Below are 19,670 nucleotides of genomic sequence, written 5' to 3'. Positions count from 1 at the left end.
CGCTCCCATCCAGACCCCGTTGATGCAAATCAAGACGAGCCCCAGCGGGCCGCCCTAGACTCCGGACACTGCCGCTCTCTCCGGGGACCACCATGCTCGACGACCTACGCTGGGACTGCGACCTGATCCGCCGCTACGATCTGGCCGGCCCACGCTACACCTCTTATCCGACCGCCATGCAACTGCACGGCGAAGTGGGTTCGTTCGACCTGCTCCACGCCCTGCGCGAGAGCCGTCGCGCGGTCCGCCCACTGTCGCTGTACGTACACGTGCCGTTCTGCGCCAACATCTGCTACTACTGCGCCTGCAACAAGGTCATCACCAAGGATCGCGCCAGAGCCCAGCCTTACTTGCAACGTCTGGAGCAAGAGATCCAGCTGATCGCCTGCCATCTGGATGCCAAGCAGCGGGTCGAGCAATTGCATTTCGGTGGAGGCACACCCACCTTCCTCAGCCATGTCGAACTGCGCCAATTGATGGCCACCCTGCGCCAGCACTTCCACCTACTGGACGACGACTCCGGCGACTACGGTATCGAGATCGACCCACGCGAAGCCGACTGGTCGACCATGGGCCTTTTGCGCGAGCTGGGCTTCAACCGCGTCAGCCTGGGCGTGCAGGATCTCGACCCGGCCGTGCAGCGCGCGATCAACCGCCTGCAAAGCCTGGAGCAGACCCGCACCTTGATCGAGGCCGCACGCACCTTGCAGTTCCGCTCGGTCAACCTCGATCTGATCTATGGCCTGCCCCGCCAGACCCCGGAAGGCTTCGCCCGCACCGTCGAGGAAGTGATCCGCCTGCAGCCGGACCGCCTTTCGGTATTCAACTATGCCCACCTGCCCGAGCGCTTCATGCCCCAGCGACGCATCGACAGCGCTGAGCTGCCAACGCCTTCGGCCAAGCTGGAAATGCTCCAGGGCACCATCGAGCAATTGACGTGCGCCGGCTATCGTTACATCGGCATGGACCACTTCGCCTTGCCCGATGACGAGCTGGCGATCGCCCAAGAAGAGGGCACCCTGCAACGCAACTTCCAGGGCTATACCACCCACGGCCACTGCGACCTGATTGGCCTGGGCGTATCGGCCATCAGCCAGATCGGCGATCTCTACTGCCAGAACAGCAGCGACCTGGCCACCTACCAAGACACCCTTTCCAGCGCCCAGCTGGCCACCCAGCGCGGGCTGCTGTGCAACCCGGATGACCGCCTGCGGCGCGCGGTGATCCAGCAATTGATCTGCCATTTCGAGCTGGACTTCGACAGCATCGAGCAAGCTTTCACCATCGACTTTCGAGGTTACTTCAAGGACCAATGGCCACAATTGCAGGCCATGCAGCGTGATGGTCTGATCAGCCTGGATGCAAAGGGTATTCGGGTACTGCCTGCCGGGCGACTGCTGGTACGTTCGGTGTGCATGGTGTTCGACGCCTATTTGGCCATGCACAACCAGCAACGCTTCTCTCGGGTGATATAAACAAACCGAGTCGATCAACCGCATGGACAGAACGCCTTGTCAGGCACACTATGGACAGTTAACAGGCCTTGGCATACTCCCGCCAAAGCCCCGGCCAGGTCGCACCAAAATAGCGCACGCTGGCCTACTGCCTATGCTGTGAGTTACCCTTACAGCTTATGTGTGCTTTCCCACAAGGATCGATAGAAATGTCCGAGCCAGTCAAACTGCGCCCACACAACCAGGCCCATTGCAAGGACTGCAGCCTGGCCCCCCTGTGCCTGCCCCTGTCACTCAATCTGGAGGACATGGATGCACTGGATGAAATCGTCAAGCGTGGCCGTCCCCTGAAAAAGGGTGAGTTCCTGTTCCGCCAGGGTGACAATTTCGGCTCGGTCTACGCCGTACGTTCCGGCGCCCTGAAAACGTTCAGCCTCAGTGATGGTGGCGAAGAGCAAATCACCGGCTTCCATCTGCCGAGCGAACTGGTCGGGCTATCGGGGATGGACACCGAGACCTACCCGGTGTCGGCCCAAGCCCAGGAAACCACCTCGGTCTGCGAGATCCCCTTCGAGCGGCTGGATGAGCTGTCGGTCCAGCTGCCCCAGTTGCGTCGCCAGTTGATGCGGGTCATGAGCCGGGAGATTCGCGATGACCAGCAGATGATGCTGCTGCTGTCGAAAAAGACCGCTGACGAACGCATCGCCACCTTCCTGGTCAACCTGTCCGCCCGCTTCCGTGCCCGGGGCTATTCGGCCAACCAGTTCCGCCTAAGCATGTCGCGCAACGAAATCGGCAACTATCTGGGCCTGGCGGTGGAAACCGTGTCCCGGGTGTTTACCCGCTTCCAGCAGAACGGCCTGATCAAGGCCGAGGGCAAGGAAGTTCATATCCTCGACCCGATCCAGCTGTGCGCGCTGGCCGGCGGCGCGATAGAAGCCTGAAGCCGCACCGGCAAGGTATACTGGCGCATCCGTTTTCCAGGAAAGCCACATGCACAGCGATACCTTCGATCTCAAAGCCCTGATCCGCCCGGTCCCGGACTTTCCCAAGCCGGGCGTGATCTTCCGCGACATCACCCCTCTGTTCCAGTCGCCGCGCGGGCTGCGCTATGTGGCCGACCAGTTCATCGAGCGTTATGTCGAAGCCGAGTTCAGTCACATTGGTGCCATGGATGCCCGGGGTTTTCTGATCGGCTCGATCATTGCCCACCAGCTGAACAAGCCACTGATCCTGTTCCGCAAGCAAGGCAAGCTGCCGGCCGACGTGCTATCGGAGGCTTACCAGACCGAGTACGGCGAAGCGTTTCTCGAAGTGCATGCCGACAGTCTCTGCGAGGGGGATTCGGTACTGATCTTCGACGACCTGATCGCCACCGGCGGTACCCTGCTGGCGGCCGCCAATCTGATCCGTCGCACCGGTGCCGAGGTGTTCGAGGCTGCGGCCATCATCGACCTGCCTGAGCTGGACGGCTCGCGCCGCCTGCAGGCTGCGGGCGTACCCACCTTCTGCCTGACCGAGTTTTCGCTGAGCGAGTTCTGATTTTTTGTCAGAGCCCTGCGCCTCCAGGCGACTGCAGGCGCGGTTCTGTTCATGATTCAGAGCGAGATCGGCTTACGCCCGGCGAAGGCATGAGCCAAGGTACCGCCATCGACCAGTTCCAGCTCCCCACCCAACGGCACGCCATGGGCGATTCGCGAGGCGATCAGGCCTTTCTCGGTCAGCAACTGGGCGATGTAGTGGGCGGTTGCCTCCCCTTCCACGGTAGGGTTGGTCGCCAGAATCACCTCGGTGAAGCTGCCTTGCTCCTCGATCCGTGCCATCAATTGCGGAATACCGATCGCATCCGGGCCAAGCCCGTCCAACGGTGACAGATGCCCCTTCAGGACGAAGTAGCGGCCTCGGTACCCTGTCTGCTCCACTGCATACACATCCATCGGACCTTCGACCACACAAAGTTGTGTGTCGTCACGGCGCGTGTCGGCGCATTGCGGGCACAATTCCTGCTCGGTCAGGGTCCGGCATTGACGGCAGTGGCCGACGCCTTCCATGGCCTGGCTCAGGGCCTGGGCCAGACGCAGACCGCCACTGCGGTCGCGCTCGAGCAACTGCAGGGCCATACGCTGGGCGGTTTTCTGGCCGACACCGGGCAGCGTGCGCAAGGCGTCGATCAGTTGGCGGATCAGGGGGCTGAAGCTCATGGGAAAGGCCTGACAGATCAATAGGAGGCGGTTTATACCGGCCGGGGTCATATACGTCAAATACCCCCCTTCAAGCGGCCACCAGCAACGACCTCACTTCCCGCCGCCCTTGCTCTTCATGCGCGATAGTCCAGACACCATCAATCACGTATGAAGAGGGGCATGGGCAGCGAACCCGTTGTCGCTGATGTGCTGGATCAGCATGGCTTTTCACAGCCAAATAAAAAAGCCGCCCCGATCATCGGTAGCGGCTTTTCGATGCGCAGCCAGTCATTGCCTGGCCAGGCAACAGTCAGAACGGCATCTTGAAGCCCGGTGGCAGCTGCATGCCTGCAGTCATGCTACCCATCTTCTCCTGGCTGTTCTGCTCGACCTTGCGCACTGCATCGTTCACAGCAGCAGCGATCAAGTCTTCCAGCACTTCTTTGTCCTCTTGCATCAGGCTGTCATCGATGCTGATGCGCTTGACGTCATGACGACCGGTCATCACCACGCTGACCAAGCCGGCACCGGATTGGCCAGTCACTTCAGCATTGGCCAGCTCTTCCTGCATCTTGGCCATTTTTTCCTGCATCTGCTGGGCCTGCTTCATCAGGCCGGCCATGCCACCTTTCATCATGGGGTACACCTCGATTGGGTCATGTGATGCGCCCCGGCTTGCTACCGGGCGCATGGTTATCCGTTCATTCGCCCTGGCTGACCAGGGCTTGCACAGGCTCAATAGTATCCTGTCGTACCGTCGCACCGAACTGCCTGATCATCTGCTGGATGAGTGGGTCCTGCTCGATCGATACCTCAGCCTCGCGCTGGCGCTCTGCACGCTTGCGCGCAGCAGCCTGGGCCGGAGTTTCCTGCTCGGGGCGGATCAGTTCGATCTTCAGTCGCAGGGTTCGTCCCAAGTGCTGATTCAGCGCATCGTTCAGCCGGCGCTGCTGGGTCGTATTGAACAGCGCGCCCTGCCCCGGGTCCAGATGCAGCAGCCAATCGTCACCATCAGCGGCAATCAGCGTACAGTTTGCGGCGATGTTGCCTGTCATACCGGAGACAGGCAACTGTGGGAATAATTCCAGCCATTGCAGAGCCAAGCCCGTGGCCGGCTTGGCCGCTGGCAGAGGCTCCGGCGCCTTCGCCGGCTCGGCTTCGTGCACATGCTCGGCCAATTCGTCCAGGTAGCTGAAACCTGCCGGATCGCTGTCAGGCGTGTAGTAATCCTCATCGAGCGGCGGTTCGTCGTCGCGGTCCATGCCTGCCGAGCCGTAGGCTGACGGATCGAAAGGCGGCTCGTCATGGCTTGGGCTCTGACTGGACACCGGAACAGGCTGAGCCTGCGGCGCGGGCGAGACGTCGGGCGCAGGTGACGCGACGGGGACTTCCCACGGCAGGTCGATGACGTCCTCCACCACCACATCCGGCTCCGGCGCAGCTACCTCGACTTGTCGCTCGGGCTCGGGCGCAGGTACCGGGTCGACAACCGCTGACGGTGGTTCGACCGGCGGCACAGCCGCTGGCTCAGCAGCAACAGCTGCCTGGGCCGGCGTCTCGGATTGCTCGGGAACACTCGCGACAGGCGGCTCGACGACAGGCGTCGCGGCTGCCACCGGTTTTGCCGGATCAGCTGTGGCCTGGCTGATCCCCACCGGCTTTAGTACCGGCTTCGGCGCATCTTCGGCATCCGCCGGGCGGAAAGCCAGCATGCGTAACAGGACCATCTCGAATCCGCCCCGCGGATCCGGCGCCAACGGCAGGTCCCGTCGACCGATCAGGCCCATCTGGTAATAGAACTGCACATCCTCGGCCGGCAATGCCGAGGCCAGGGCCAGCACGCGGTCACGATCGCCCTGGCCGTTGTCCACGGCCTCTGGCAGCGCCTGGGCGATCGCGACCCGGTGAAGCACATTGAGCATCTCGGCCAGCACGCCGTTCCAGTCCGGCCCCTGTTCGGCGAGATTGCGCACGGCCTCCAGTAGCGCCCGCGCATCGCCTTCCAGCAGCGCCTGGAGTACGCCATACACCTGACCATGGTCGAGGGTGCCGAGCATTGCCCGGACATCGGCGGCCAGCACCTTGCCCTCACCGAAAGCGATGGCCTGGTCGGTCAGGCTCATGGCGTCGCGCATGGAGCCATCAGCCGCACGGCCGAGCAGCCACAGGGCATCCTCCTCGAACGGTACGTTTTCGGCAGCCAGGACATGGCTCAGATGCTCCACCACCCGCTCCGGGCTCATGTTCTTCAACGAGAACTGCAGGCAACGAGACAGGATGGTCGCCGGAAGCTTCTGCGGATCGGTGGTCGCGAGGATGAACTTGACGTAAGGCGGAGGCTCTTCCAGCGTCTTCAACAGGGCGTTGAACGAGTGGGTGGAAAGCATGTGCACTTCGTCGATCAGATAGACCTTGAAACGCCCACGGCTCGGCGCGTACTGCACGTTGTCGAGCAGTTCACGGGTGTCCTCGACCTTGGTCCGGCTCGCCGCGTCGATCTCGATCAGGTCGACGAAGCGCCCCTCGTCGATCTCTCGGCAGACCGAACAGGTACCGCAGGGTGTTGAGGTAATACCGGTTTCGCAGTTCAGGCACTTGGCGATGATCCGCGCGATCGTGGTCTTGCCCACGCCGCGCGTACCGGTGAATAGATAGGCATGGTGCAGGCGCTGGTTGTCCAGGGCGTTGATCAAAGCCTTGAGCACATGGGCCTGGCCGACCATTTCGCGGAACGAGCGCGGGCGCCATTTACGTGCAAGAACCTGATAACTCATCAAAAAACCATCGCAACCTGAACAAGCGGAAGATCGCTAATGCTAGCGGAGCGGGGGCAAAATTGCACCCTGCCGAACTCGTCTAAGCTAAGGACAAACGCACGCATTGGCAGCGATCAAGGAGGATTGACGTGCACAAAGCCCTGCTCATCCTCATGCTCTGGGCCGGCAACGCCCTGGCCGAGCAGCCAGTGCTGCGATTCTCCGTCGCCGAAAGCTGGAGCATGCCGCTGATCCGCATCGAACAGGACCAGCCGGTGGAGGGCATCCTGTTCGATCTGATGCAGACACTGGCCCGGGAGACAGGCACACGGGCGGAATATCACGTCATGGCACGCCTGCGGGTGCAACAGGCGATGGACGCGGACGAAGTCGATGTACGCTGCCATGTGACCCCGGCGTGGTTCGACAACCGCTTCGACAAGTTCCTGTGGAGTGTACCTCTCCTTCACCAGCGTGACCTGCTGGTCGGGAGCCCCGGCCAGTACGCTCCTACCCGCCTTGAACAACTGCCGACTCAGGCCGTTGGCACAGTCCTAGGCTATCGCTACCCCGCACTGGACGCATTGTTTGACCAAGGTCGGTTACGTCGCGAAGACAGTCGCAATCAGGTTCTCGTCTTGCAAAAGCTCCAGGCAGGCCGCTACCGCCATGCCGTGAGCAATGAATTCTCACTGCTATGGTTCAATCGCACACTGCCCCCGGCGCAACAATTACAGGCCCTTGCCGTACTGGAGGAGCAGGACTTGCGTTGTATCGTGCGCAATGACCCGACAGTCCCCACCCAGGCGGTGCTCAACGCCCTGGCACACATGAAGCAGTCAGGGCAGATCGAGCGGATTCTGCAGCGCTACAGCACCCCGCCCACACGGCCGGTCAGCTCGCAGACAGTGACATCGTCCCAGATTCTCGATCGCTGACCCTCACCACGGGCCCGCCTGCACCAGCATCGCACTCAAGAACAACCCCACCCCGAACACCATATGCGTCGCGACGCTGCGCAGGCAGCTGACCAGCGGCTTGGGCGTACGCGACGCAAAGAAGCCTGCCCCCAAGGCAGGCTGCATGAAACAAAGCGGTGCCACGACCGAGCACAAGCCGAAAGCCAGGGCCGGCCAGAGTGTTGGCGAGCTCAGCCACGCCTCCCCTGCCAAACTCACCAGCAATGCTGCAAAGGCGAGGCCGGTGGCGTAGTGCATGAGCCAGCCCAGTGCGCGTTCGTGCCTAATGGGCGCGGCCTTGGCGATTGCTTCATGGCGCAGATGCCCATGTCCCATATGGCCTACCCAACGTCCGACCATCGCATAGTTCAAGGTGGCAACGCCTATACGCTTGAGCATCAACGTCCACAGGTCCATGACCAGCGTGGCGCCGATGCCGATCGACAAAGTACTTAGGAAAGCAGTTGTGGCAGACATACGAACGCCCTCTGGCATTGACGGAAAATTCCATGCCGCGCAGCATAGAAGTTGAAGTCAACTTCAAGTCAAGGGATGCACAAATGGACATCGCCGATGTGGCCAGGCGCACAGGGGTACCGGCCTCGACACTGCGCTACTACGCCAAGAAAGGTCTGATCAGGTCGCTGTCCAGGCAGGGCGAGCGCCGACAATTCCCTGCCGATATCGCCCAGCGGCTGGGGTTGATCGCCCTAGGCCAGGCTGCAGGATTTTCACTGGATGAAGTGGGGGCGATGTTGGTGGAGCAGCAAGTCGATCGACAGATGCTGCGAGACAAGGCCGACGAGCTGGATCAACGAATCAAGCGCCTGCAAGCGATGAGCAAAGGCCTTCGCCATGCGGCGGCATGTCCTGAAGAGGATCACCTGAACTGCCCGACGTTTCAGCGACTGCTGAAGCTTGCCGCCGCCAGTACACGAGCGAAAAAGCAGGCCAAGCCTCAGTAACCGTGCGATTCCCGGAACGGTTGGCTCTTATGGTAGGCCACCCATTCCTCTACCTCATAGGGCAGGTAAAGCTGACGCCGCGCCCGCGAAAGTGCGATGTACACTGCACAGACCCGAGCATCGAACGCATAGGCGTCCTTGAAGGGGTCGGTGCTCATCAGCTCCGGCGTCAACAGCACGCGCTCGAACTCCAACCCTCCCGCATCCTCGGCCAGCATCAACAGAACGCTGCCGGGCTGGCCGGTCACCCGAGCCTTGACCTTGTTCAGCTCAGCGATACGGAAGCCTTCCTGCAGCCTGGCCTCGACCCAGACGAATGCAGCATCGTGCTGATGGATTTCGCGAACCTGCCGCCAATCCGTGGAGTGAGCGAAGGACGGATGCGACTCGTCACTATCCTGCTCTCCCCTGAACAACCTGATCGCGGTTTCCATGAAGCCCTGCAGGTTCATCTGCTCGGCAAAGGTGATTGCGTAATGCTTGCCGGCCAGTTCCATCGCCCATTTCATCGCGTCCCAGTGGGATGCGGTCAACACCACGCAGCCCTCCGGCGGCACAAAGCCTTCTGGATAGAACTCCACGCCGACCTCGGCGCTACCCGCGCCCTCGAATGCCAGCTTGGACTTTTGCGAATGCACGCTGATCAGCGGGTTGATCAAGCGCTCGACCTGAGGACCGCTACGCACGGAGAAGGCGATATCGCGCTGACGCACCTCGCGCTGCCTGCGCAGTCCCGGCCCCCAGGCGCGCTGGTACTCATCGCCAAGGGTAATCAGGACCTGACGGCCACGCTCGATGATCTGCAACAAGGACGCCGGCACGTCCTGGCTCTCGTCGATGATCACGTGGCCATAGCGGGCCGGCACACTGCAACCGGCAAGGCTTGCACGCTTGATCAGCAACAGTGCCAGGAATCCCGTGTGGCTGTCCCAGGCAGGATTAGCCTGGAGGTAGGTCCACAGCCGGCTTGAATATTCCAGCAGTACCCGACTGTCGAGGTTGGACAGCGGGTGTTCGAAATAGGGCAGGTGCCGGGCAGTGATGCTGTAGTCCCAGGACTCGCAGTAGTTCTTCAGCAGCTCAAGGCAGATCTCCAGCGTTTTCTCCGGTCCGTACTGGCGAAAACCGAGAATGCCCAGTTCCTCGGCCAAGGCACGTTTGCGCGGAACCCTCACGGCCTTGGCAGGAGCGCGTCGCGAGCCCTGCAACAACTCATGGGCGAATTCGCCAAACGTCTTGCCTCGCTTGCTATCGGCAGCGACACCCAGGCGCCGCCGCAGCGCGTGCAATTTGCCGGAGGTACGCGCCAGCGGCAGCACGCTCCCCGCGGGCAGGCAGTCCATCAATGCCCCGAGCAAATAGCTCTTGCCGATACCCGCATAGCCTTGAACGTGCAAGTCCTCGTCCGGATTGGCCCGCACTATCCTGACCAGCTTGTCCTGCTCGGCGGTGAGCCAGCGCTCCCTGTCGAACCTGGTGATCGCTTGCTGACGAAACGGATTGTTGCGCTGGTGGCGGCGGATCTTGAACTCGAAATCCCACTTGCCATCAGGTAACAGGTACTCGCCGGCCGCCACTTCGTCAGCCATCAGCAAATGCAGCTTCGAGCCTTTGATGAGCTCCAGCCCGAAGTACAGTTTTCGCGCATCGAACAACCGCCGCGCTTCCGACAACAGCCCTATCCCAGGTGAATGGCGAACATCGACCGACCAGGCCAACAGCCTGGCCAGTACCTTTTCGGTTGCAGAGGGATCGAGCACCTGCCCCTTGGCCTCGACAAGATTCTGGATAACCAATACCGCTGCCAACTGCGCATCGCCCAGCGCATCGAGCGCGCTGTGATCCTGGGCATCGAGCAACCCCTGGCAGGTCTCCAGGGAGACCGGCAGGAACACGGGGTTGGTGAAATCGTAGTGTTCAGGTTGCATACGCGCTCACGGGAAAATCATTCAACGCGGCAAGGCCCGTCGGCCTCGGCCACTGTCAGGGTGTACTCGTACGTCCCAAGGCTGCCCGACATGCCGCCCGGATAGCTTCGTGCTTCTGGGAGGCCGGCTTCCAGCATGCCGTCGAGTTCATAGATTGCCATTTCCAGCAGCTTGCGCAGGTCCCGGGCGCTACCAGCCGAAACCTTGAGCTCAAAACCCAAAGCCCCTTGAGCGACGACGCCCTGATCAGTGTTTGCAATGACTTCGGCCTCGCCGAGGATGCGCTCATGCTCCTCTTCCATCTGGTCGAGCACCCTCGACAGCTCCAGAACCCGCTCGGGATGGGCAGCCATCAGGTCCTTGATTTCCAGGCGACGGATTTGCCAATCACGGATCTTGTGGCGGGTCTGGTCATCTAGGTGATCCATGGGCGTACCTCAGGAGGTGAAACAGCGAACGGAATGCCTTGCATGATAAGGCGCTCGCAGGGGCGGGAGAAAGACGCGCGGTATTACCAGACGTTGAATTCTGGCGCAGGGAGAGAGGTAGGAGAGACAGGTGAATCGCTTGGCGGACGCCAGAAATGGAGGCGGCCCCACCAGCCACACCCCGGCACACGATGTTCCCGCTATGGCTGCTCCCTTCCGGGCCTGACCAGGTTAACGGGTAATCGTTGCGGGAAGGCCTGAAAGCCTCGCCATTCCTGACTTCTAGCGTTTTCTGCTCGTCGCACGACTATCAATCGGAGACCACATTCTATAGCGCTGGCATGAGCCTTTGGGAGCGCTTTGGATCACCGTTTCGGATCACTTCTGGATCCCTTTTGGATCACTTGGCCACACCCCACCGGCCATTTTTTGCAAAAAATGCGAGCCCCTATCCATCGAGCCGTCCCACTCGATTCCCCCCGGTACCCACCCCTCCTCGCCTGAAAAAACAGGGCACCCCCTCCCCGATCAAACACGATGCTCAGGCTTCCCTGTCGACAGCGAGGGTGAGCCGGGGCACGACGACCACCCACGGGCCTCGATCTCACTTCCAGGTGAACGAGTACCGCGCTCTGGCCAGAGGTCTCGATGGAAGGACAGATCAGCCCGCAAGACCGCGAGATGGGTTCCCGTGCGTACTAAGGGGGCGGCTCAGAAGGTGTACCTTCCGAGCCAGCTTGAGCCAAACGAAGCGCTGCGATCTTCACATGGATCAGAACTGTTGATTTCTACCGATCCACCCAATAGCATCTTGAGCCAGCTTTGTGATCCACCTAGCGCTCAAGGAGCTATTAGCCATGACCGCCACCATCGCCTACGTCCGAGTCAGCACCGACGACCAAACAACCGAGGCCCAGCGCCACGCCATCAGCCAACGCTTCAATGTGAGTGAGTGGTTCTCCGATGAAGCCACCAGCGGCGCCACGAAGGCGCTGCAACGGGAGGGCTTCAAGGCACTCCACGCCTATGCCAGGAAGGGAGATACCGTAGTGGTCGCTGCCATCGACCGCCTGGGCAGGGATACCATCGACGTGCTGGAAACAGTGGAAGCCCTGAAAGCCAAGGGCGTAACCGTGGTATCGATGCGCGAAGGCTTCGACCTCTCCAGCCCAGTCGGCAAAGCCATGCTCACCATGCTGGCTGCCGTAGCTGAACTGGAGCGAGCCAACATCAAAGCCCGCCAGATGGCCGGGATCGAGCGAGCCAGGGCACAGGGCAAGAAGCTGGGGGCGCCGAAGGTGATCGATGATCAGGCCGTGGCGATCTGGAGGAAGGAGAACGAGGCCAGCATTGCAGATACCGCCAAGCACTGGGGGATCTCGACTGCTGCCGTGAAGCGGGCTTGCAGGGTGCTGCGAGTGCCACAAGCGGCAGCCGTGTAGACGAGGTTGTGGGTTTGGGGGTGCATTATTTTTTGCTCCCCCAACGCGCCGTTACCGCATGGCCGAGTACACGCTCTCACCAGCCCCGTAGTAGCTCGTGAAGATGTGGTGGAAGGCCAGCTCGCACTTCTCGTTGTAGATCCCCTCGTCGTAGCTCTCAGGCAAGCCCCGGTCGAAGACGATCTCCAGAGTACGCCGCACATCACTTCTGGCCCGGTCTTTCTTGCGCCAGTCGAGCACCAGCTTCTCGGCCTTCAGTGTCTCCAGAAGCTCCTTGCAGACCTTCTTCACCTGCGCCCTTTCCTTATCTGCAAGTTCAGGCACTGGCTTGGTCAGGATGTCGAACAGAGCCAGCTCTTCCTCGGAGAGGTTCTCGCGGATAGCTCGTTGATCCTCGACCTGCAGATCAGCAGTCAGATCCACCAGCTCCTTGAAGAACACCTCGATGTTCAGGCTGCCAGAGTTGTAGGCGTCGATCAGCTTCTGGAACTTCTCCATGAAGTCCTTGCGAGTGGGGTTCTCGGTCAGCATGGTTTCCAGTTTCATGCTCAGCAAGGCCCGGAGCTTCTCGGCCTCGGTGCGTTTGCGCCCCTGATTGAACTTCTCCTTGAGCTTCTCGAAGTCAATCTGGCTGAGGTCATGTAGTGGCTGATCGTCGTCTTCCTTGATGATGTAAGGCACCGGAGCGATGGAGCGATCCAGCAATTCCTCGACCTGCTGCATCACCTCGGAGATGTCGACAGGAGGGGCCAGTGCCTTGATCTTCTGGGCAATCACGGAGATCAGCACAGCATCAGGAGCAAGCTCATTGGCATCAGGATCGGGAAGAATCGCTCGGTAGACCCGAGACACAATCCGGGCCTGACTCATGAAGCTGTTCTTGGTTTCCTCATTGGCAATGAGTTGCTCAACCGCATCATCCAGCTTGGCCACCTTCTCGAAGCCTTGAGCATCCTTGATGGCCTGGGCATTCACACCATGCTCGGACAGGAACGAGATCCCCCTGGCAAGCAGGTGCTTCAAGTACTCGACCAGCTCGGCCTTGTTCTTGATTGGCTCACCCTCCCCCCCTTCGCCAGAAGAAGCCCCACCGTAGATCGCCAAGGCTTCCTGCAGCTTACGGAAGACCCCCACATAGTCGACGATCAGCCCCGCCTCCTTGCCCGGATACTTCCGGTTGGCCCGAGCAATGGTCTGCATCAGGGTGTGATTCTTCATCGGCTTGTCGAGGTAGATGGTCGAGCAAGACGGTACATCAAAGCCGGTGATCCACATGGCACACACGAAGACCAACCGCAGAGGATCCTTGGAATCCTTGAACTTCTCGCCCAGGTTCTCCTCATTCATGCGCTTACGGTGTGGGATGATGTCCAGCCCTTTGTCGGCTAGCTCCTTCACCTCATTCTGACCTTGGGAGACAACCACCGCCATGTCGGTCGATGTCATCACCTGGATCTTGTGCTGTAGCTCTTCCTGCTGCTCCTTGGGAGCCTTTGCGAGCTGAGCTTTCAGTTCAGCCAGATACGTCTTCCAGTGATCCTGAACCTTGTTGTACATGCGGACGGCGGTGGCCTTGTCGATGCACACCAGCATGGCCTTACCCTGGTAACCACGACCAACGAAGTGGTTCACCAGATCCTTGGCGATAGCCTCAAGGCGATCCTCTCGGGTGATCAGGTGGTACTCACGGGCGAAGACCTGCTCAACCTTGCGCTCCTGCTCCTCGTCCAGCTCGGCCTCTTCGAGTAGCGCCGCCATGTCCTCGTTGAGGTTCTCATTGATGAGCTGCATCTCGGGAATGCGGTTCTCGTAATACAGGGGAACCGTGGCACCGTCAGCGATGGACTGGCCGAAGTCATAGACCGAGATGTAGTCACCGAAGACCTCTTTGGTCTTCTCCTCGCCAGCCATCAGTGGCGTCCCGGTGAAGCCCAGGAAGGCGGCATTGGGGAGTGCCGTCCTCATGTTCATGGCCAGCGTGTCGTACTGGGAACGGTGAGCTTCGTCGGTGATGACGATGATGTCCTGGCGGTCAGAGAGCTGCGGGTAGACCTCGCCTTTCTTCGTGCCGAACTTCTGGATCAACGTGAAGACGTAGCGGTGGTCTTCACTGAGCAACTGCTTGAGGTGAGCGCCGCTGGTGGCATGAGCCTCGACCTCACCCACCGCGCCTGTGGCAGCGAAGGTCTTGTAGATTTGCTCGTCCAGTTCGTTGCGGTCGGTGACGATCACGAACGTCCAGTTGCCTGGGATCTTGCGAAGGATCTTCTGAGCGAAGAAGACCATCGACAGAGACTTGCCTGAGCCTTGGGTGTGCCAGAAGACGCCAAGCCGCCCGGCCTGATCCTTGGGGCGATCCTTGGTTCGCCAGACCTCAGCGATGGCCTTATTGACCCCCAAGTACTGGTGGTTCTTGGCGATCTTCTTGATCACGCCCCCAGCCACATCCTCGAACACGGTGAAGTTCTCGACGATATCCAGCAGCCTGGAAGGCTCACCGATGCCTCTGATCGCGGTCTCCAGGGAGACAACGCCCTTCTCACCTTCATCGTTGATCCGCTTCCACTCGAACAGATGCTCCCACGGCGAGAAGGTGCTTCCCACCACGGTCTGGGATCCGTTCGATAGCATCAGTGCGCCGTTGTAGGTGAAGAGCTGCGGGATGACCGTGCGGTAGTCGGTGAGGTTGTCGTCGTAGGCGGCCTTGAGCGTCTTGTGCGTTGCCTTCAGCTCAACGAACAACAGCGGAATACCGTTCACGAAACCCAGCAGGTCGGTGCGCCGGGTGTGGTAATCCCCTTTCACCCAGAACTGGGAGGCGAGGAAGAAGTCGTTCTCCTCGACATTGCCCCAGTCGATGACCTTGGCCACCTTGAGCGTGTTATGCCCGTGCTCATCGGTGACCGAGACAGGCACCCCATCCTTCAGCAGCCGGTAGACTTCCTGATTGGCGTTGACCGGCAGCAGCTTGGAGCGATCTCGTGCCAACTCCTCGACCACCAGATCGATGGCCTCGTTGGGCAGATCAGGATTGAGCTTGCTGAGTGCAGCCCGCAAACGCCCCTCCAGCACCACATCCTGCTGGGTCTGTCGACCTTCGCTGGAGGAACTACCTGTCCACTCTGCGTAGAGGTTCCCAGTTTCCCAACCGAGAGACTCGAACAGCGCGATGGCTGGCTGCTCGACCAGCGTGTCCTCGGAATAGTCGTGCGAATGTGGTGCTGCTGGACTCATGCGCCTGAACTCCTTTTAGGTCGGCATGGGGATATCGGATACGTCGATCTCACCGGAGATTAGCTTGGGAATCAGAAGATCACGCTGCGCTCGGAGGTTAGCGTTCTTACGGCGCAACTTCATTTCCAGATCATAAAGCGGCTCAAGAAATGATGACGCAGCATCTAGCACCGCTTTCTCAGGCACCACAACATGCAGCTTCTGCAAGTCCTTCGCACTAAGGTGGGCAACTGTAGTTCCAACAATAGTGTTCTCAAGGTGTTTGATCGGCCTTTCGAGAGAAAGAAAAAGAAAGTAACGACCGACCTGTATGGGACGAAATCTCGCAACACGCTGAACTAGCCATGCCTGTCCTCCAGCCCACTTCCCCATATGGAACTGACCATCCATACCAATCAGTATGTCGCCATTTTCGATAAGATGCTTCGGCTTACCTTCTTCAGATGTGTAAGTCTTTACCTCGCCAGCTTTGATATCCCTGATGCGAACGATACCCAGGCCAACACCATCCTCATTAAATTGGCTAGCTTTAAACGGATGGCCATAGGTCACTTCCGCAACATCGTAGAGAGGTTGTATGCCCCAACCTTCAGGAATCAGCCCAAGCTCACTCTCTTTGAACTCCACTCCCTCATGCCCCGGAAAGCGGAACTGAACGAACCACTCCTCGTACAACCGCCGCGCCATTTCTTCGAGGATCTCGATGCGGCGCGTGTTGTTTTCGATAAGGTCGTCGTAGGCGGAGAGAATCGATACGATACAGCGCTGAGTATCAAGTGAAGGCAAAGAAACCTGAACAGCATGAATTCTGTCAGGTGCTGTATGCCTAACGGTTGAGCCGGTGGCTGTAGCCTTGATCTGATCTCTTACGAAAGACCAGTTCAGTAAGTAGTATAGGTACTCTTTTGTTAGCTTTTCTTGGTCTAGCTGTGTGACTAATCCAAGTCTTTGGTTGTGCAGGTACTTATCATTGCGCGGAATTATTGCTGGGCTACCAAGAATTCTTGCTTCTTGTGTGAGATCGGTCATAACTATGAGTAAATCCCCCGCAGAGAGGATGTACTCATCTGGAGGGGTTGCAGAGTAGTACTTCTCTTTTTCTCCTTGTGATTTCAGTCCGCCATGCTCTCTGAAGTTTCCAGGGGTAAGCACCACATAATTGCCGGATTTTACAAAATGCTCCCCCTTGAATGCATAGCCATGTTTTACTCGGAAACATTCGCCGAATCTAATCATGGACGTCTGATTCATGCTGACGCCTCAAGAACTGCCGCAATGCTCTGAGCAATAACCGCCTCAAGCTCTGCCGCTTCGGAGTTGAGTACCTCCAGCTCCTCGACCAGTTCCTCCAGCCGAACTGCGAAGTCCACGTCATCAATCTCTCTAGTCGCTGCACCCACGTATCGCCCAGGGTTCAGCGACCACCCCTGCGCCTCGATCTCTTCTCTGGTGGCAACCTTGCAGAGCCCTGGAACGTCCAGATAGCCATCACTCAGCCCTCGCTCAGCAAGCAACTCAGCACTGCCCTGCTCCAACTCGGGCACTTGCCCTCGGTACAACCGTACGATATTGGCAATGAACTCGACCTGCTCAGGCAGCCAGTCACGGTGAGCCCTGTCAATCTGCCGGTAGATGTGACGAGCATCGATAAACAGAACCTTGTCTGCGCGCTCCGCATCACGCTCTTTCGCCCGGTCAAAGAACCACAGGGTGCAAGGTAGAGTCACGGTGTAGAAGAAGTTCGAGCCAACCGAAACGATCACATCGACTGCGCCGCTCTCAATCAGTTTCTGCCGGATCACCTGTTCGCTACCTCGGGCATCACCTGCCGAGTTCGCCATCACGAAACCAGCGCGACCGCTATTGTTCAGCGATGCGTAGAAAAGCTGTATCCAGAGGTAGTTGGCATTGTCGGTCTTGGGCACACCGAACGGGAACCGCAGGTCGCCTTCAAGGCGCTCCTTATCGACACCGGATACGTTGAACGGTGGATTGGCCATAACGAAGTCGAAGCGCCCACCATCACGAGTAACGGCCTCATGCGGGTCTTCGTAGTAGGTGTTGGCGATACGCACATCACCCGACAGGCCATGCACAGCCAGGTTCATCTTGTTCAGATTGACCGTGACCTGCTCTTTCTCGGTGCCGAAGATGGAGATTTCTTCCATCGCCGTCTTGTGGTGGCGTTTCACGAAGTCAGCCGACTGGGCGAACATGCCCCCAGATCCACAAGCCGGGTCGAAGATCCGCCCATGGAACGGCTCGATGATCTCGACGATCAGCTTCACGATGGACTCGGGGGTGTAGAAGACCCCGCCTTTCTGGCCTTCCTTCAGCGCGAAGTTACCCAGGAAGTACTCATAGACTTTGCCGAAAGCATCCCCACTGAGATCCACCGGGCCAAGCAGCTTGATCAGCTCCAGCAGCACCTTGTTGCCAAGCTGGACGTAGTTGCGAGGCAGAGCGCCTTTGAGGTCGACGTTCTCTTCCTCAACGGCCTTCATGGCTTCGTTGATAGCCAAACCGATGACATCGCCCTCGGTGAGGGTCTGCAGATAGGAGAAGCGGGCCTTCTCTGGAAGGAAGATCACGCCCTCGGCCAGATAGTCATCTTTGCTGACCTTGCGGCGTCCACCAGAGCCAATCGGCCCCAGCTTCTTTTCGGCAGCGGCGTAGATCTTCTCGGCATATCGCAGGAAGATCAGCCCTAGGACAGGCACCGAGAACTCCCCCGGCCTCAACCCCGTGTTGGCCCATAGCTGGTCAGCTACAGCCCACAAACGCTTCTCTACATCTCCAGTGACCAAGGCACATCTCCACGCAGCAATACAGAAATGCCGAGAGCTTACTACAGACGAGAGCTGATCAAACGCATGGCTATAACCGGAGCAGACCAGAGTGCCATCACGTGCTCTGCTACCAACGAGGAGCAGCCAACTTGCCACCAATGCCATATCAGCAAGATCGCAGCACGTTCGACGAAGATCGATTAACACACAGTTATGGAGGAAAGAACGCGTAATCTCGCACGTTCGATCTTCAACCATGACGCTCGATCTTCACCGCCGCAAACCGCCGGAGGAGCTGATCGAGCCAGGGAAAGGCAACAGCCCAGCGAGGCGACCGCCGAGTACCTACTGCTACTTTGAGCTTCAGGCGTACAGCCCCTCTCACTGCCCCGACAGATCGGCCAGCAGTCACGGGTGATGACGAACCTGACATAGCTGGCTGAGAGGTGATGGCACTCAGTCGAGGCTGGCTACCTGCGATGACTCGCGGGGTGTAGCGGTGGATGGCGAAGCCACTCTAAGAGTGTCTTTGAGCTGTCCTCTATCCATGGTCATTACCATCATTCCATCAATGAAGAACGAAGCCATGAGACAGCATCAAGCCTGTCTTGCGGAGGACACTGGCAGGTGCTCTTCAAGCTGCACCGCAAGTTGCTCTTGATGCCTCCCCAACTCTGCTGACACAGGATCGATGATCACCGATGACGATGTTGTCAGTGATCATCCCCGTCAGTGGTTGTCAGGAAGCCCAATACCCTCTGCCAGACCACCTCCTGCTCATCTTCATGTACCTCCAGATGACTCCGCCCAGGGGCTTCCCCATTTGCCTCTGTCATCCATCAGCCCTGGCCTCAGCACAGTAGCGACCTAGGCAACCACTGCTGCCCAGGCTTTGGCCCATGGATGGCTTCCAGGCACCGGGGAACTCCTGGGCCAGTCACCAGCATCAACCCTGCATCCCTTGCAGATTCCCCTTCAAACCCAGCCCGTTTTGTCCAGCCGTCCGAGCCGTCCGTGTTTCCCTTGTAGATGGGAGCTGGTGGCATGGATGGAAGGGACTCTGACGGCTGAACAAAAAGGATGATCTACGCCATGAGCTTGTACATCACCACCGAATTTCTGCGCGAGCTGATCTTCTCCTGTTCGCAACCGGAGGCAGCCTGATATGCGACTGATGGAGTTGTTTTTCATAGTTGCATTGACCATCTGGCTTTTCATGCCACTGATCTACTTGCTGCTTATGCAGTTCACCCTGGACGTGAAGCTAACAGCACGGAACAAGGCATCTCACGAAGACCATACGCAGCAGGGTTGTAACCAATAGCGTGCCCGTTCGGATCAGACCGCACCCAAGGCGTTGAAACCGGGGGGCGCAAGATGGCTAGCAGGTCTGCTTCTGCGATCTGTAACCACAGCGCCACCTCCCTCAGAGGTTGGGTTTGTCTCACCGCTGAGACTGAAATCTGCCTCTAGCCCAGTAAATCCGGGGCAAGCAATTGCCCTTCTATGTAAGGAAAGGAGCTTCTCGCACC

The 19,670-nt window shown here is 59.2% G+C and carries 16 protein-coding genes and 1 other RNA gene; 7 read left to right on the top strand and 10 right to left on the bottom strand.

What is annotated here, in order from left to right:
• Positions 1 to 92 precede the first annotated feature (92 nt).
• From hemN to AB1N67_RS07905, 3 genes are all read left to right on the top strand, one after another.
• On the top strand, positions 93 to 1,475 hold the full coding sequence (gene hemN, locus AB1N67_RS07915; protein WP_043212285.1) for an oxygen-independent coproporphyrinogen III oxidase: 1,383 nt from the start codon (positions 93 to 95) through the stop codon (positions 1,473 to 1,475).
• A gap of 188 nt (positions 1,476 to 1,663) precedes the next feature.
• Positions 1,664 to 2,398 (top strand): Crp/Fnr family transcriptional regulator FnrA, encoded by a 735-nt coding sequence (gene fnrA, locus AB1N67_RS07910; RefSeq protein ID WP_070574256.1) that lies wholly within the window; start codon positions 1,664 to 1,666, stop codon positions 2,396 to 2,398.
• 49 nt (positions 2,399 to 2,447) lie between these two features.
• Positions 2,448 to 2,996: an adenine phosphoribosyltransferase gene (locus tag AB1N67_RS07905; protein WP_043212282.1), complete on the top strand. Its 549-nt coding sequence runs from the start codon at positions 2,448 to 2,450 to the stop codon at positions 2,994 to 2,996.
• Positions 2,997 to 3,052: 56 nt separating this feature from the next.
• Here AB1N67_RS07905 and recR read toward each other — a convergent pair whose 3' ends face one another.
• On the bottom strand, positions 3,053 to 3,655 hold the full coding sequence (gene recR, locus AB1N67_RS07900; RefSeq protein ID WP_070574258.1) for a recombination mediator RecR: 603 nt from the start codon (positions 3,653 to 3,655) through the stop codon (positions 3,053 to 3,055).
• A gap of 162 nt (positions 3,656 to 3,817) precedes the next feature.
• Between recR and AB1N67_RS07895 the strand changes: the two genes are divergently transcribed.
• Positions 3,818 to 3,964 carry a hypothetical protein gene (locus AB1N67_RS07895; protein ID WP_178113759.1) on the top strand — a complete coding sequence of 49 codons (147 nt, stop codon included), beginning with the start codon at positions 3,818 to 3,820 and terminating at the stop codon, positions 3,962 to 3,964.
• Here the strand turns inward: AB1N67_RS07895 and AB1N67_RS07890 are convergent.
• Together AB1N67_RS07890 and dnaX are read right to left on the bottom strand one after the other, a co-directional pair.
• Complete coding sequence (locus AB1N67_RS07890; protein WP_043212277.1) at positions 3,948 to 4,274, bottom strand: YbaB/EbfC family nucleoid-associated protein; 327 nt, start codon at positions 4,272 to 4,274, stop codon at positions 3,948 to 3,950. The two genes, AB1N67_RS07895 and AB1N67_RS07890, sit on opposite strands and share 17 nt — an antisense overlap.
• 64 nt (positions 4,275 to 4,338) lie before the next feature.
• Positions 4,339 to 6,411, bottom strand: coding sequence for a DNA polymerase III subunit gamma/tau (gene dnaX, locus AB1N67_RS07885; RefSeq protein WP_367863655.1), 2,073 nt, complete (start codon positions 6,409 to 6,411; stop codon positions 4,339 to 4,341).
• Positions 6,412 to 6,542: 131 nt separating this feature from the next.
• Between dnaX and AB1N67_RS07880 the strand changes: the two genes are divergently transcribed.
• On the top strand, positions 6,543 to 7,331 hold the full coding sequence (locus tag AB1N67_RS07880) for an ABC transporter substrate-binding protein (RefSeq protein WP_182941435.1): 789 nt from the start codon (positions 6,543 to 6,545) through the stop codon (positions 7,329 to 7,331).
• Positions 7,332 to 7,334: 3 nt separating this feature from the next.
• On the opposite strand, the gene AB1N67_RS07875 is transcribed toward AB1N67_RS07880, so the two are convergent.
• Positions 7,335 to 7,829, bottom strand: a complete 495-nt coding sequence (locus tag AB1N67_RS07875) for a DUF2938 domain-containing protein (protein WP_090346009.1) — start codon at positions 7,827 to 7,829, stop codon at positions 7,335 to 7,337.
• A gap of 83 nt (positions 7,830 to 7,912) precedes the next feature.
• On the opposite strand from AB1N67_RS07875, the gene AB1N67_RS07870 reads away from it, so the two are divergent.
• Positions 7,913 to 8,317, top strand: a complete 405-nt coding sequence (locus AB1N67_RS07870) for a helix-turn-helix domain-containing protein (protein WP_043215544.1) — start codon at positions 7,913 to 7,915, stop codon at positions 8,315 to 8,317.
• On the opposite strand, the gene AB1N67_RS07865 is transcribed toward AB1N67_RS07870, so the two are convergent.
• The 3 genes from AB1N67_RS07865 to ffs form a co-directional block, all read right to left on the bottom strand.
• Complete coding sequence (locus tag AB1N67_RS07865) at positions 8,311 to 10,245, bottom strand: hypothetical protein (protein ID WP_367863654.1); 1,935 nt, start codon at positions 10,243 to 10,245, stop codon at positions 8,311 to 8,313. The genes AB1N67_RS07870 and AB1N67_RS07865 overlap by 7 nt on opposite strands.
• 17 nt (positions 10,246 to 10,262) lie before the next feature.
• Entirely contained in the window at positions 10,263 to 10,673 is a 411-nt protein-coding gene (locus tag AB1N67_RS07860; RefSeq protein WP_043215541.1) for a hypothetical protein, read from the bottom strand.
• 165 nt (positions 10,674 to 10,838) lie between these two features.
• Positions 10,839 to 10,935, bottom strand: an RNA gene (gene ffs, locus AB1N67_RS07855) — signal recognition particle sRNA small type.
• Between the two features lie 595 nt (positions 10,936 to 11,530).
• Here ffs and AB1N67_RS07850 point away from each other — a divergent pair.
• Positions 11,531 to 12,115, top strand: a complete 585-nt coding sequence (locus AB1N67_RS07850; protein WP_367863653.1) for a recombinase family protein — start codon at positions 11,531 to 11,533, stop codon at positions 12,113 to 12,115.
• A 51-nt stretch (positions 12,116 to 12,166) separates the two neighbouring features.
• Here the strand turns inward: AB1N67_RS07850 and AB1N67_RS07845 are convergent, their stop codons facing one another.
• Genes AB1N67_RS07845 through AB1N67_RS07835 form a run of 3 tightly spaced genes read right to left on the bottom strand, consistent with a single transcriptional unit; the run spans position 12,167 to position 18,156 of the window.
• The gene (locus AB1N67_RS07845; RefSeq protein WP_367863652.1) at positions 12,167 to 15,349 is read right to left on the bottom strand and encodes a type I restriction endonuclease subunit R; all 3,183 of its coding nucleotides are present in this window, start codon (positions 15,347 to 15,349) and stop codon (positions 12,167 to 12,169) included.
• 15 nt (positions 15,350 to 15,364) lie between these two features.
• The gene (locus tag AB1N67_RS07840) at positions 15,365 to 16,600 is read right to left on the bottom strand and encodes a restriction endonuclease subunit S (RefSeq protein ID WP_367863651.1); all 1,236 of its coding nucleotides are present in this window, start codon (positions 16,598 to 16,600) and stop codon (positions 15,365 to 15,367) included.
• Positions 16,597 to 18,156, bottom strand: a complete 1,560-nt coding sequence (locus AB1N67_RS07835; protein ID WP_367863650.1) for an N-6 DNA methylase — start codon at positions 18,154 to 18,156, stop codon at positions 16,597 to 16,599. The genes AB1N67_RS07840 and AB1N67_RS07835 overlap by 4 nt, the downstream gene beginning before the upstream one ends.
• Between the last annotated feature and the right edge of the window lie 1,514 nt (positions 18,157 to 19,670).

It is taken from the genome of Pseudomonas guariconensis (assembly GCF_040822035.1).
GTDB classification, from domain to species: domain Bacteria; phylum Pseudomonadota; class Gammaproteobacteria; order Pseudomonadales; family Pseudomonadaceae; genus Aquipseudomonas; species Aquipseudomonas guariconensis.
Note: the sequence above shows the minus strand (reverse complement) of the source record. Positions and strands in the feature narration are given on the sequence as shown.

Bases quoted from the DNA above. Each gene is read 5' to 3' on its own strand.
- AB1N67_RS07845 (WP_367863652.1), bottom strand. From the start codon at position 15,349: ATGAGTCCAGCAGCACCACATTCGCACGACTATTCCGAGGACACGCTG.
- AB1N67_RS07860 (WP_043215541.1), bottom strand. From the start codon at position 10,673: ATGGATCACCTAGATGACCAGACCCGCCACAAGATCCGTGATTGGCAA.
- fnrA (WP_070574256.1), top strand. From the start codon at position 1,664: ATGTCCGAGCCAGTCAAACTGCGCCCACACAACCAGGCCCATTGCAAG.
- dnaX (WP_367863655.1), bottom strand. From the start codon at position 6,411: ATGAGTTATCAGGTTCTTGCACGTAAATGGCGCCCGCGCTCGTTCCGC.
- AB1N67_RS07850 (WP_367863653.1), top strand. From the start codon at position 11,531: ATGACCGCCACCATCGCCTACGTCCGAGTCAGCACCGACGACCAAACA.
- hemN (WP_043212285.1), top strand. From the start codon at position 93: ATGCTCGACGACCTACGCTGGGACTGCGACCTGATCCGCCGCTACGAT.
- recR (WP_070574258.1), bottom strand. From the start codon at position 3,655: ATGAGCTTCAGCCCCCTGATCCGCCAACTGATCGACGCCTTGCGCACG.
- AB1N67_RS07905 (WP_043212282.1), top strand. From the start codon at position 2,448: ATGCACAGCGATACCTTCGATCTCAAAGCCCTGATCCGCCCGGTCCCG.
- AB1N67_RS07865 (WP_367863654.1), bottom strand. From the start codon at position 10,245: ATGCAACCTGAACACTACGATTTCACCAACCCCGTGTTCCTGCCGGTC.
- AB1N67_RS07875 (WP_090346009.1), bottom strand. From the start codon at position 7,829: ATGTCTGCCACAACTGCTTTCCTAAGTACTTTGTCGATCGGCATCGGC.
- AB1N67_RS07870 (WP_043215544.1), top strand. From the start codon at position 7,913: ATGGACATCGCCGATGTGGCCAGGCGCACAGGGGTACCGGCCTCGACA.
- AB1N67_RS07840 (WP_367863651.1), bottom strand. From the start codon at position 16,600: ATGAATCAGACGTCCATGATTAGATTCGGCGAATGTTTCCGAGTAAAA.
- AB1N67_RS07890 (WP_043212277.1), bottom strand. From the start codon at position 4,274: ATGATGAAAGGTGGCATGGCCGGCCTGATGAAGCAGGCCCAGCAGATG.
- AB1N67_RS07895 (WP_178113759.1), top strand. From the start codon at position 3,818: ATGGGCAGCGAACCCGTTGTCGCTGATGTGCTGGATCAGCATGGCTTT.